Source organism: Pseudoflavonifractor sp. 60, from assembly GCF_009911645.1.
GTDB lineage: Bacteria > Bacillota > Clostridia > Oscillospirales > Oscillospiraceae > Lawsonibacter.
Genome location: NZ_QWKI01000194.1, coordinates 1 through 12,194, shown reverse-complemented (window position 1 = coordinate 12,194; position 12,194 = coordinate 1). Strand labels below are relative to the sequence as shown.

Sequence of the window (12,194 nt, the reverse complement as noted above, 5' to 3'; positions counted from 1 at the left end):
ACCGAAAACAGGTTAGCCAGCAGGGGGATGAGCTGCATCCCGATTAGGGCCACGCCGCCGCCCGCCATGAGCTGTTTTATCCCCAATTAGGTGTAAAAACTCTGCTCTATGGCGGGCGGCGGCGTACAAAAAATCTATATGGTGTTGTTAAGAGAACCGTCCCGGCGGGACAGGTCAGGCAGTGACCTGTTCCACCTCCGGGATGGGTTTGAGATTAAAATGAATTTCGATAGAAATGTGTCTTGTTTTATTTTCGTCAATGCGCTCATGCACGACGATTTCTTTGATTAAGCGGTTGAGGGTGGCTGCGTCCAGCTCTGTGATGTTGGCGTATTCCTGAATGGCTTCCACCCATTGTTTTGCGTCATTGGCAAGCTGGACTTCATCGGACAGCCGCTTCCTGCCCTCGGACACTTTTGTTTTAAGCTCCGTCTGCTCGGTCTGTGTCCTTTCCAGCATGGTGTTGAAGTTCTGCTCACTGATACGCCCTGCAATCATATCCTCATAAAGCCGCATTACCATTTTGTCCAGAACCTCAATCCGTTCCTCGTCCCTTGTAAGGGAGCGTTCCATTGCTTCCCGCTGTTCCCGCTGCTCGGCTTCACAGGTATTGGTCAGGCGGTCGGCAACCGCTTCCCCGTCCATCAGGGCAGCTCTGGCACATTCCCGTATTTTCCGCAGCACATGGCTGTAAAGGGTGTCATAATCAATCCGGTGCTGGGTGCAGTGGTTCTTTCCAAAGGCATTGTAGGTCTTGCAGGAGTATATCCGCTGGGGATGTTTTGCGTTTGTGTAGCGTATCGTCAGCGACTTCCCACACTCGCCGCATTTTAGCAGTCCGGCAAACAGGCTGATTTCATTGGTCTGCCCCGGACGCTGGCGGGATTTCAGCTTGTTCTGCACAATGTCAAAACTCATGCGGTCAATCAGCGGTTCATGCTGTCCCTCCACCACAATCCAGTCCTCCGGCTTCTTTTCCCCAATCGTGCCGATTTTGAAGCGGTAGTCTTTTTTCTGGGAAGCAATCGCCCCGGTGTAGACGGGATTCATCAAAAGGTCTTTGATAACGGAGAAGTCCCACATATACCGCCCGTTTTCCGGGTCTTTCTTTTCCCATTTGGTGCGGGTATTGCGAAGCCCCCGTTCCCGATTCCACCATGTGGGGCAGGGGATTTTTTCTTCCTCCAGCCGTCTGCGGATATAGTTCGGACCATGACCGTTCAGGGCATATCCGAAAATCAGCCGCACAATCGGGGCGGTTTCCTCGTCAATGAGCAGATGGTTTTTGTCCTCCGGGTCTTTCCGATACCCAAACGGGGCAAGACACCCGGTAAACTGTCCTTTCTGCGCTTTCAGAAGATAAGAGGAATGGACTTTCTTGGAAATATCCTTGCTGTACATCTCGTTCAGGATATTTTTGAACGGGGCGATGTCGTTGTTATCCCGCAGGGTGTCGATACCATCATTCATGGCGATATAGCGGACACCGTTTCTTGGGAAAAAGTCCTCAATCAAATGCCCGGTTTGCAGATAGTTCCGCCCCAGTCGGCTGAGGTCTTTCGTGATAACAAGGTTGATTTGCCTGCGCTCAATGGCTCTCAACATCCTCTGTAAATCAGGACGCTCCATGTTAAGACCTGTGAAGCCATCGTCCTGATAGACTGCCACAACCTCCCATCCCTGCTTTTCGCAGTATTTTTCCAGCATATCACGCTGGTTTGCGATACTGGCACTTTCGCCTTGCAGGTCATCGTCCTTTGACAGCCTGCAATAGACCGCCGCACGATAGCCCCCGGCAAGTGCCTTTCCTATTGTTCTGTATTCCATTTCGTTCATCATAGCCATTTACCCACACAATCCAGACGGTATCTGGCTCTTTTGAACCTCATCTTCATTATAGCCCATATCTTTCTTTTTAACAAGATATTCTTTCGTATTTATCTTTCCGTATTTCTGGGAAATCAGGCTGACGAACACATCAGTGGCGTCCAGTTCTCCGTCAAACACAGTAGTCACATGAATCTCTGTTTTGTTTTTTGCCATAGGCAGTTATCCTCCATACATGAAAATAGCCAGACAGAGGGTGTCGGCAACGAAGTCCGGCAACGGGCTTCAAAAGACCTTGCAAACAATCTCAATCTGGCACTACTTACTATTTATACTTTTCTTTTATTTTTCTGTTGTTTTGGTTGTTATAAGGGAGAAAAGCCCGGAAATAAGGGATTTTCCTCGGCAACGGGATAGCAACAGGAGGTGCAACGGGCTGTCATTCTCAGAATGGAAGCTCCATCTGTTCTGTGACCTCCACAAAACCGTCCATCGTTTTTTCAGACGGGTTGCCGGAGTCCGTTGCCGGGTTTTCACGCTCCCAGCCCTTTTGTCTGCCATATTCTGAAAACATTCTTGGGTTCGGGAAGTACCGCCAGCCGGAAATGCACTGGTTCATAATCTCGTTGATTTCCCGGATTTCCCATTGCTTCGGCTCGTCAAAGGCATGGTTCAAGGCTTCCTTGTAAAGCTGCTTGGAGCAGACCATGCTCCCGGTGTACTTATCAAGATACGCCTGTATCATTCCGGCTTTGGTGTCCTCCGGCATAAAATCCCGCTGGTGTTCTTTGAGATACCGCTGCATGGCGGGGCTGAAAGCCAGCTTGAACCTGCCGCTTCGGTAAATCTCCATCGCTTCCGCCCACATCTGCCCGATATAGGCTCTGGAAGCAGTTTCGTCCTCCAAAATGTGAACCTCGGCTTGCTCCGGGTACACCATGACCGGGATAAAGCGGCGGTTGCCGGAACGGTCAAGGGGCAGGAAGTCAAGGGCATTGGAAGTGCCGCCAAACACGCACTGACGGGGGCGGTCTGCCGGGTGGGTTTCATAGGGTATCTTGTAAACCTCTTTCTGCCGGCTTAAAAACGACTTGATTTCCTCAATGCTCTTGGCGTTGGCGGTTGCCATCATTTCCGACATTTCGATAATCCAGTGACCTTGCAGCTTACGGTACACATTGTCATCGTCCAGCTTCCGCAAATCATCGGAGAACCACTCGTCCCGGACTGCCAGCAGACGGAAGAAGGTGGACTTGCCAGCCCCCTGACCTCCGACCAGACAGAGCATGATTTCAAACTTGCACCCCGGCTGAAAGGCTCGTGAGATAGCGCCCATCAGGAACAGCTTCAACGCTTCATAGGTGTAATCATCTGCGTCAGCTCCCAGAAAGTGCCGTAGGCAGAAGCGGATTCGTTCCTTCCCGTCCCACACAAGGGAACTTAAATAATCCCGGATGGGATGATACTTGTTTTCATTCGCCACAATCCCGATGGCGTTATCAATCTTTTTCTCATTGGTAAGCCCGTAGGTTTCTTCCAGATAGAGAAGCAGATACTTCATGTCCGTATCGTTCAGGGCGGTGCTTTCCCTTTGAAAACCGATGGGCTTTATAATATCTTTGCGGTCGGTCAGGATGTTGTATGCGATAGCTCCGGAAAGCAGCGGGTCACGCTGGAATACGGTCAGGCAGTTCCGTATACTCTGACGGACGCCGCCTTTCTCGGTGGTTTCCAGCCCCGCCTTGATTTCCTCAATGCTCTGGGGCGGCTGCATGGCGTTCATGGTGTTTTTTAGTTCTTGCTGCGTCTGTGGCTGCAAGCTCTGCCATTCGCTGTTCAAGCTGTATCACATCCTTTCCGTAGTCCGTAATCAAAGCCGCTTTTTCCTCCGTCTCCCCAAACAGCAGCACATCCAGCAGATATTCCACATGGGCTTGCTTCTGTAAGGCTTCCACAAACCGGGGATGAAAGGCTTCCTCCGGGGAGTGCGGGGCGTAGTCCATTCTCCATGCCATCAGCAAGTGAAGATAATCGGCAAGGGTACGGAAGCAGCGGCTCTTTGCTTCCTGAAACTGTTCCTCCGGGGATTTCTGCCGGGGCTTGGGCTTTTTTGCCTTTCCCGGCGGTTTCCAGTCCTCATAGGAAAGCCCGAAGTCCTGTGCCAGTTGTACGGCGGCTTCTTTCTTTCCCAGCCCATACAGGGCGGCGGCAAAATCAATCACATCCCCATCCGCACCGCAGCCGAAGCAGTGGTAACGCCTATCCAGCTTCATGCTTGGGGTTTTATCGTGATGGAACGGGCAGCAAGCCATCCCGTTCCGACCTATATGGATTCCATAATGCTCCGCAGCCTGTCTGGTTGTGACGGACTGCTTCACAGCTTCAAATAAATTCAAATCTATCCCTCCTTAAAAAGAAAAAAGCACCTGACATTCTCTGCTTGAAAATGGCAAGTGCCTGTTAAAGTTCCATATCCTGTTGTCTGTGTTTCGTCTGCGCCGGGGCGGTTCTTTGTGCTTTTTTCTCGTCTGCCTTATCCTGCAAGACTTCCTTGATAGGCTGCTTCTTGGGCGGCTCTTTGCTTTCCTCTGTGCCGGGTGTGGCTTTCCGTACCCAGTAGCGGATGTCCCGCAGCTTCTTCAAATCCTCCTGTACCTCGGTCAGCGGTACTTTCAGCTCTGCGATTTCGCTAAGAAGCGTTTCCTGCTCCTGTTGCAGCTCATTTTTCGTTTTATCCTTATCGTCCGGGTGCTTGGCAAGATAGGCGGCGGCTTTCGCATATCGGGCAACCTCCGGGTGTTCCTGTTTGAATTTCTCCTTTGTTTTCTTGAAAAATATCTTCTGGTACTTCTCATAGACAGGCTTACATTCCTTGCAGTCTGTCCGGCTGGCAAGAATCCTATCAATCACTTTGCTGCGGGCTTCCTTTGGCTTCATCTGACTGCGGTAATCGGCGGCTGATTTCCCGGAAGATTCCAGAAACGCTTCTAAGTCCTCCACAGTGGAAAGCCCCTTTTGCCGGAGATAGGACAGGGCTTCGCTGACTGCCTTTAAGTCCTGTGAAGTCCCCCGGTTCTGTCCAGCCCTTGTCCAGTCCTTCCGTTCTTCCTTTCGTATCTCCATATACTTCATCAGCAGATTGGGAAGAAGTGTTGCCTCCTCCGTCGCCTTTTGTGCAAGCAGCTCTTTCCGTTTTTCGCCCAGCTCGGTAATCCAGCCTTTGAGGTTTTGGATAAGCTGCCGGATAGACTTCATCAGATTGTTGGCGGCTTTGATTTCCCGGTTCAGGCTGCCGATATTCGTCTGAATACCACGCTTTTCCATCTGACGGACAGCAGCCCCCTCATGGACAGTAGGGATAATATCAAGCCCCTGTCTGGCATAGGAACGCAAGTCCACACGCTCCGGGCGGTCATTGGCTTCCAGATAGCGGTTCTGGATGACCTCCCATTCATGCCGCCAGATTTCGCAATACTTCTGGTCGTTCCAGTCCACCGTATCCTCCTTGTGGCTTTTCCACCTGCCAGACGGAAGTTTGATCCGTTCCCCGTTTTCGTCAAGGTCATAAACTTTGCGGCTCTTGGGAAACCATTTCCCATGTTCGTCCATTGCCCGCATGGTCAGCAGGACATGGGCGTGGGGATTATGTCCCGGCGGATGGGGGTCATGGATAGCAAAATCAGCAATCATGCCTTTGGAAACAAACTGCTTCTGGCAAAACTCCCGGACAAGGACAGCGTACTGGTCGGGCGGTATTTCTCTGGGGATGGTAAGCACCCACCGCCTTGCAAGCTGAGAGTTCCATTGCTTCTCCACCGCTTCGGCGGCGTTCCATAAGGTATTGCGGTCTGCATATTCCTGTGGGGCATTTGCCGGGAGCAGGATTTCATTGTGGACGATACCACGCTTTTCTGGGTAGTGCTTCACTTGCTGGTCGTATTCACAGAACAGCTTTTCGCCACTCTGGTAAGCAGCGGCGGCAACCGCAGACTGCCGCTGGCTGCGCTGAACAATCGTGATTTCGTTGTGTGGACAGGGCATTTCGTGTCCCTCCTTTCGGTAATTGGTGGATGGGGTGGCGTTTTACCACCTCATTTGGGGCAGAAAAAAAGCAGGAGACCTTTTCAGATTTCCTGCTCGGTGTGCCGCTGTGTGGGCGGCGGGTATTTAGTTGTAAAAGTTCGGGGCAAGTTGACCCGATGTATAAGAAATAATAAACCAGAAGTTTACAAGCTAAATTTGTTACAACAAAAATGTAAATACTCTTTAACCGATATTTCTTTGCTATTCAAAATTCCAATAGCAACAAATATAACTTCTGCAACTGTAAGATAGCAGTCTTTCAAATCAAAAATAAAAAGGGTAGGTATCTGCAAAAAATCTAAACTTCCACCCCAAAACAGCTTATCAATCAAGCTACATAAACATCCCGATATGCCACAAATCATTATTATTTTTACCCAAAAACTTATATGTGCTCTTTTTGCCTGATATAGCATATATCCTGAAAAAAAGAGGAACAAAACAAACACATTCAATAAAATGGTAACAAACGGACTTGATAATAATTCGAAGAAATTTCCAGCATAAGATAAACGAGTATTTAGTTCTGGATTAAATCTTAAAACTTTGGCTATTATATCAAATTCGCATTTCATAAATACTTTTGAAATTACTATTTTAACCGTCTGGTCAATTAAAACCAATAATGCCACAGGTATAATAAACGGCTTAAACTTTTCCATCAGTAACACTTCCTCTCAAATTATTATTTTATTATTTCTTCTTTTTCGATTTAGGGGTAGGCAATTCCTCATACATAGCATTAAACAATCCTGTCAAAAACTCTTTATTATCAACTTCATCTACCAACAACATTTCTTTTGCTCCCTCGTAAGGTAACTCATACGAAACCGTTGGCATATAACTTATTGCTGATTTTACTGGTTTAACAAGTAATCTATCATCATAGATACCGCCTACAATCTTACCACGATAATAAATGACAAATTCGCCCATCATAGCTCGATAGGTAATTTCATTCAAGCCAGATAACTGACCTAAAATAAATTCTAAATATTCTTTGCTGGATGCCATAACTTTACCTCAATTTCTAAATTTATTACTGACTTCATTATACTTTATTGCTTATCGAAAAGATAGCATATTTTATGAAACTTGTCGGCTGGGAACAGCTTGCATTGCAAGGTGTCCCCAGATGGCAAGTCCACAAAAGGGTAGCTGGCGGCAGCCAGCGCAGGGGAAGCGTAGCGTCCCCTGTTTGATTTGGAGCAGACCTTGACTGCGGAAAATCACAGCCCTCCGGCGAGGAGCCTTCGGAGAACGCAATGCACCAACCTCTGGGTGGTGTATAATTGCGCCCTTAGTAAACTAAGGGGTTTACGGCTTCTCTCGTTCCAGAAGTTTTTTCAATAGTTCCTGCGTGTCCTGCCTGTGAAAAATGAGTTTCAACAACAGCATGACATCATCATCGGTCAGGCGTTCCGGCTCTTGCAGATAACTTTCCAGCATGCCGCCACGAGTACAGAGCCGGTGTGTCCGTTCCTTTCGGGTAAGCTGCTTTAACTGGTGCTGCAATGCCTTTTCATCATTGATGGCTTTCCGCAGTTTCTTTTCGCTTTTTTCCAGCTCCCGGTTGAGCTTTTCCAGCTTTGAGGTATCAGGCAAGGGCAGCGTCCTCCTTTCCCGGTATCAGCACATAAATCCGGTTTGGTTCTCCCACGCCCTGACGCACCCGCATGATAAGTCCGGCGGTTTCCAGTTCATTCAGAGAACGCTTGACCGTCATGGGGCTGCGGGACAGGACAGTGGCAATGGCTGTGACAGGGAAGCAGACAAACAGGATTCCGTTCTCGTCCTCCTGACCTTTAGAGAGCATAGCATCCAGCATCCGGCAGTACATGACCTTTGCGGTGCTGCTGACTGGAAATCCTGTCAACGCTCTTGGAAATGGCATACAGGGTGGCAATGGTGTGTCTATCGTCATAAATTCAAAATTCATTCGGTGTGTTCCTCCTTTTTCTTTGCTCGTTTGGATAAATAACGGGGGCAGTCAATCACAACCGCCCGGAAGCTCTGCTTGCACCCATGCTGGCATTTCCGGCATAATTCGTTGTAAGTGACACGCCCCCGGTCATTGAGGTAAAAGGAAAGCTCATACTTCCTCTTTTTGCTCATTCTCGGCATATTGCGCTTCCTCCCGTTTTAGTGTATGGTTTCGGGGCGATTTTCGGCAAAATTACGGTCATAGAGCCGCTTAAAATCTCCCGAAGTATCAGCGATAGGGTAGACTATCCCACTATCAGATTGTCGTGTTTCGGTATCATTTCGGTGTCAGTTCGCCAGTTCTCCCCGGTGTCGTTCCTCCCCTGAATCTCACAGCGGCGTATCGCTCCCTTTGGTATGCTCGTTTCGGTCAGGGTTCCTCCACATCCCTGCCAAAAGTCATGGCACTACATCGCCGGGGAAGCATATCCCACACAGGCTGGTCATTCGATTGGAATAATCCATCGATGAACTACCTGTATCATAGAACATTTTTGTGCCCTGTGCCGTATGTCCACAAAGTAGGAATTAGGGGTAAAAATCAGAAATTTCCACGATTGCGGAAAGTATGATATAATCCAGTTAAACGGCAGTAATGAAACCGCCGGAAAGGAGCGTGTGCCCATGAAAGGAGCAACAAGCATACAGGAACGCCTTTGGGAACTCCGCAAGGACAAAGGCTTAAATCTGGAAGAACTATCAAGGCTGACGGGCATTTCCAAATCAGCTCTTGGAAGTTATGAAAAAGAGGATTATAAGGAAATCAATCATGGCAACCTTATCACGCTGGCAGACTTCTATGAGGTTTCCGTCGATTATCTGCTATGCCGGACAGAGAACAAGGAGCAGATCAACACGCCATTGACGGAACTGCATTTAAACGATGAAATGGTTGCACTTCTGAAAAGCGGTCGGATTAACAACCGTCTGCTCTGCGAACTTGCCACACATAAAGATTTTATCAAGTTTCTTGCAGACATTGAGATTTATGTGGACGGGATTGCCACCATGCAGATTCAAAATCTCAACGCTCTTGTCGATACCGTCCGGCATGAAATCATTGAACGGTATCGCCCCGGCGAAGATGACCCGCATTTGAAAGTGCTGCAAGCCGCCCATATCAGCGATGATGAATATTTCAGTCACATGGTTCTGGATGACCTCAACCTCATTATCCGGGATATTCGGGAAGCTCACAAAAAAGACAGCGAAAGTGCTCCCCAGACCACCGTTGCCGATGAACTGAAAGAAAATCTGGAAGCGGTCGAAAATTTCAAGGGCAGCCGGGATGAAAAGCTGGTTGTTCTTTACTGCAAGCAGCTCGGTATCAACTATAAAAATCTGTCAGACGAAGAATTTCGCTGGCTGATTCGGATTCTCAAAAAATCAAAGAAAATGGGAACGCCTATCAGCCAGAGGAAAAAACGGTAAAGAAAAAACCGCTGTTGCATGGTTTGTTGGCTCCCATGTAGCAGCGGTTTATGCTGTGGTTATTCAATTAAAATTTCAAAGTGACAAACTTAAACTTCTTCAACATCAATAACATTATATCCTCTTTGCTTTAATGCCTTCGCAAAAAATCCCATTCCAGAAATTAGTTTTCCAGTAAAGCTACCATCGTATATTTGATTTACACCACAAGTAGGACTTCTGGATTGTAATATAACCAAATCAATATCTTCATTTTGAATTTTTGATAATGCCATTGACACTGCTTTATTATATTCAGAATTAACATCATTTCCATTTTCATCTACTACAATCCCATTCACAATTTCTGCACAAGGTCTAGGAATTTTCATGCCAGCTAATATTTCTGGGCAAATAGAAATAACTTCTTTATCCTTTAAGAAATTGATAACTGCTAAATTTTTATTGTTTTTTCCGTTATATTTACAGTTTGTTCCCATAATACAGGCACTAACTAATACCTTCATATTTATCACCCCAAATCAAATTTATTTACATAATCATTCTACCACACCGTTATGAATAAATCATCTCATGCAAAACAATTTCTTCTGCCCGGTTATGGATGTTATTACATCGTTGTACCCATTCCATTTGACAGGTACGCTTTAATTCCTCTGTCACGCCCTCGGTAGCTTTCAGCTGTTCCATGATAGTGTCTAACCGTTCCTGTGCCTGTTCGTTCAGGTCTGCAAGATATGTCCACAATTCTCCGGTCAGTATCAATGTGTTCAATCTGGCTGGGTGGGCTTCTCTTAAATATTCCCGGTGTATCCGTCCGTACTTTCCGATAGGGCGGTGTTCCTCCGGCAGCTTCAAATCCGGGATATAGTAATCTCCAACAAGGATATAATCAATTCCGTTTTCCGTTATTCTTGGTTTCAATTCGCTCATGTTCCTTATCTCCTGTGGAAGCAGGCTCGTCTGGTACTAACTCAATCACATCGGTAATCTCACAATTCAGCGTTTCGCAGATACGGGCTAATGTATCCATACTGATGTGCTTTCCCTCTTTACTCATGTTGGCAATCATATTTGTTGTCATACCAGCGGCAAGCCTTAAATCCTCTTTTCTCATATTACGCTCTAACAGTGTGTGCCAGAGTGGTTTATAGCTGATGTGCATATTGTTTTCCTGCCTTTCTACCCATACCACCGGGGCGGCTGCCCCGGCAGGAACTTTTCTCTTATTATAACACCAATCTTGTGTAATCACAATTTATTCTTGTATCTTGCCGCTGATACCGTCTGGATTGTGCTTTTCCTTTCTTTTTGTTCCCTTTAATTAGCCATGAACTGCTTCATGCCTTGACTTTTTGCTCATGTGAGATAAAGAAGTAAAAGAAGTGTAAAAAATTTTTCCGTTCCCTGTCTGGCTGACTGCCGGACGGGTCGGGCTTTAGTCGGGCAGTTCTACCTTGCCGACAAAAGAGTAATAGATTTCGATTTCCTGTCTGCGGAGCTTCCCCCGGCGTTTCCCGTCAAGGGCTTCCGATTCGTGGATTACGATTTTCTCCACAAACTCCCGTAACAGGGTAGGGGTGAGTTCCTCAAAGCTGGTGTACTTGCGTACTACTTTCATAAACTTTTCAGCGTTTGCCGTGGCTTCCAGCGTTTTAGAAAGCTCGCTCTGCAAAGCGGCGGCTTTCTCTTTCAGTTCCTTTTGCTCGGCTTCGTAGTCTGCCGAAAGCTCCGTGAAACGCTCGTCCGATATACGCCCAGTCACGCTGTCCTCATACAGCCGCTTGAAGATAGCGGAGATTTCCGCAATCCGTTTTTCTGCCGCTTCCAGCTCTTTCTTTTTTGCGGCGTTCCGGCGTTTGCTCCCGTCCTCGGTCTGGTCGGTCAACAGCTTCATAAACCGGGCTTCATGCTTGGCGGCGTAGCTGGTGACTTTCCGTAAATTCTCGGTCACTCCCTCGGTCAAAAGGTCGGTGCGGATAAAGTGCGCCGTACAGTCACGGGTGCGCTTCTTGTAGCTGCCGCATATGTAGCAGTCCTGCCGCCGCTTGTCCGTCTGGTATCTCTGCTGGTACATGACGCTGCCGCAGTCGGCACAAAAGAGTATGCCGGAGAACAAGCCCACTTCATCATAGCGGTTAGGGCGTTTGCGCTGCTTGCGCAGCTCCTGCACACGCTCCCATGTTTCCCGGTCAATGATTGCTTCGTGGTGGTTCTCAAAGATTGCCTGTTTCTCCACGGGGTTCTCCTTGCTCTGCTTCACCTTGTAGGACACTTTCTCGGTCTTGAAGTTCACAAGGCAGCCCGTGTACTCCCGGTTTTCAAGGATATGCGCCACGGTGTTTGTCGCCCATTTGCACTCATAGCCGGGGTGGTAGCGGCGGGTGCTTCCCGTCCGGCGGTATTCCAGCGTTCCCGGCGTGGGGATTTCCTGCTCCGCAAGCATACGGGCTATCTTGGTCGGACCGTTCCCGGCAAGGCATAGGCTGTAAATCTGCTTTACCACGGGGGCGGCTTCTTCGTCAATGATGAAATTTTCGTCCTCGTCCATGAGGTAGCCGTACACGGGCTTGCTTGTGACGGGCTTCCCACTCATTCCTTTTGAGCGTTTTACCGCCCGGATTTTCTTGCTCGTATCTCTCACCAGCCATTCGTTAAAAATATTACGCAAGGGCGCAAAATCGTTGTCGCCCTGTGCGCTGTCAACGCCGTCATTGATAGCAATGAAGCGGACGCCGTTCTGTGGGAAAATCATTTCCGTGTACATTCCCACTTGTAAGTAATTTCGCCCTAACCTTGACATATCCTTTACGATAACCGTTCCCACAAGCCCCGCTTCAATGTCGGCAAGCATGGACTGGAAGCCGGGT

Annotated in this window: 16 protein-coding genes and 1 pseudogene; 2 read left to right on the top strand and 15 right to left on the bottom strand. The window is 48.1% G+C overall.

What is annotated here, in order from left to right; genetic code table 11:
- From D1646_RS19055 to D1646_RS19045, 3 genes and pseudogenes are all read right to left on the bottom strand, one after another.
- Positions 1-83, bottom strand: a pseudogene (locus D1646_RS19055) (Maff2 family protein); the annotation flags it as partial.
- Between the two features lie 91 nt (positions 84-174).
- Positions 175-1,845 carry a recombinase family protein gene (locus D1646_RS19050; RefSeq protein WP_009251540.1) on the bottom strand — a complete coding sequence of 557 codons (1,671 nt, stop codon included), beginning with the start codon at positions 1,843-1,845 and terminating at the stop codon, positions 175-177.
- The gene (locus D1646_RS19045) at positions 1,846-2,043 is read right to left on the bottom strand and encodes a hypothetical protein (RefSeq protein ID WP_160637971.1); all 198 of its coding nucleotides are present in this window, start codon (positions 2,041-2,043) and stop codon (positions 1,846-1,848) included.
- Here D1646_RS19045 and D1646_RS24050 point away from each other — a divergent pair.
- Positions 2,017-2,244 carry a tweety protein gene (locus D1646_RS24050; protein ID WP_160637970.1) on the top strand — a complete coding sequence of 76 codons (228 nt, stop codon included), beginning with the start codon at positions 2,017-2,019 and terminating at the stop codon, positions 2,242-2,244. The two genes, D1646_RS19045 and D1646_RS24050, sit on opposite strands and share 27 nt — an antisense overlap.
- A 28-nt stretch (positions 2,245-2,272) precedes the next feature.
- Here D1646_RS24050 and D1646_RS19035 read toward each other — a convergent pair whose 3' ends face one another.
- The 8 genes from D1646_RS19035 to D1646_RS19000 all read right to left on the bottom strand — a co-directional run bounded on the left by D1646_RS19035 (position 2,273) and on the right by D1646_RS19000 (position 8,034).
- The gene (locus D1646_RS19035; RefSeq protein WP_022788611.1) at positions 2,273-3,610 is read right to left on the bottom strand and encodes a virulence-associated E family protein; all 1,338 of its coding nucleotides are present in this window, start codon (positions 3,608-3,610) and stop codon (positions 2,273-2,275) included.
- Positions 3,579-4,223 (bottom strand): CHC2 zinc finger domain-containing protein, encoded by a 645-nt coding sequence (locus D1646_RS19030; protein ID WP_016317497.1) that lies wholly within the window; start codon positions 4,221-4,223, stop codon positions 3,579-3,581. The genes D1646_RS19035 and D1646_RS19030 overlap by 32 nt, the downstream gene beginning before the upstream one ends.
- A 64-nt stretch (positions 4,224-4,287) precedes the next feature.
- Positions 4,288-5,868, bottom strand: a complete 1,581-nt coding sequence (mobQ, locus tag D1646_RS19025) for a MobQ family relaxase (protein WP_160637969.1) — start codon at positions 5,866-5,868, stop codon at positions 4,288-4,290.
- Between the two features lie 185 nt (positions 5,869-6,053).
- Positions 6,054-6,572 (bottom strand): signal peptidase II, encoded by a 519-nt coding sequence (locus D1646_RS19020; protein WP_016218015.1) that lies wholly within the window; start codon positions 6,570-6,572, stop codon positions 6,054-6,056.
- Positions 6,573-6,603: 31 nt separating this feature from the next.
- Positions 6,604-6,924: a TfoX/Sxy family protein gene (locus tag D1646_RS19015; RefSeq protein ID WP_016289930.1), complete on the bottom strand. Its 321-nt coding sequence runs from the start codon at positions 6,922-6,924 to the stop codon at positions 6,604-6,606.
- Positions 6,925-7,227: 303 nt separating this feature from the next.
- Positions 7,228-7,515 (bottom strand): DUF3847 domain-containing protein, encoded by a 288-nt coding sequence (locus tag D1646_RS19010; protein WP_016317499.1) that lies wholly within the window; start codon positions 7,513-7,515, stop codon positions 7,228-7,230.
- On the bottom strand, positions 7,508-7,849 hold the full coding sequence (locus tag D1646_RS19005; protein ID WP_016317500.1) for a DeoR family transcriptional regulator: 342 nt from the start codon (positions 7,847-7,849) through the stop codon (positions 7,508-7,510). The genes D1646_RS19010 and D1646_RS19005 overlap by 8 nt, the downstream gene beginning before the upstream one ends.
- Positions 7,846-8,034, bottom strand: a complete 189-nt coding sequence (locus tag D1646_RS19000) for a hypothetical protein (protein ID WP_020989947.1) — start codon at positions 8,032-8,034, stop codon at positions 7,846-7,848. Before D1646_RS19000 ends, D1646_RS19005 begins: the two co-directional genes overlap by 4 nt.
- Positions 8,035-8,517: 483 nt before the next feature.
- Here D1646_RS19000 and D1646_RS18995 point away from each other — a divergent pair, with 483 nt between their 5' ends.
- Entirely contained in the window at positions 8,518-9,324 is an 807-nt protein-coding gene (locus tag D1646_RS18995; protein ID WP_160560428.1) for a helix-turn-helix domain-containing protein, read from the top strand.
- An 89-nt stretch (positions 9,325-9,413) separates the two neighbouring features.
- Here D1646_RS18995 and D1646_RS18990 read toward each other — a convergent pair whose 3' ends face one another.
- The 4 genes from D1646_RS18990 to D1646_RS18975 form a co-directional block, all read right to left on the bottom strand.
- Complete coding sequence (locus tag D1646_RS18990) at positions 9,414-9,830, bottom strand: DUF523 domain-containing protein (protein ID WP_081645079.1); 417 nt, start codon at positions 9,828-9,830, stop codon at positions 9,414-9,416.
- 49 nt (positions 9,831-9,879) lie between these two features.
- A complete protein-coding gene (locus D1646_RS18985) occupies positions 9,880-10,257 on the bottom strand; it encodes a TnpV protein (protein WP_016317502.1) in 378 nt (125 codons plus the stop codon).
- A complete protein-coding gene (locus D1646_RS18980) occupies positions 10,217-10,579 on the bottom strand; it encodes a helix-turn-helix domain-containing protein (RefSeq protein ID WP_347565253.1) in 363 nt (120 codons plus the stop codon). The genes D1646_RS18985 and D1646_RS18980 overlap by 41 nt, the downstream gene beginning before the upstream one ends.
- Before the next feature lie 183 nt (positions 10,580-10,762).
- Positions 10,763-12,194 (bottom strand): recombinase family protein (locus D1646_RS18975; protein WP_160637968.1); only part of this gene is annotated, 1,432 nt, incomplete at its 5' end.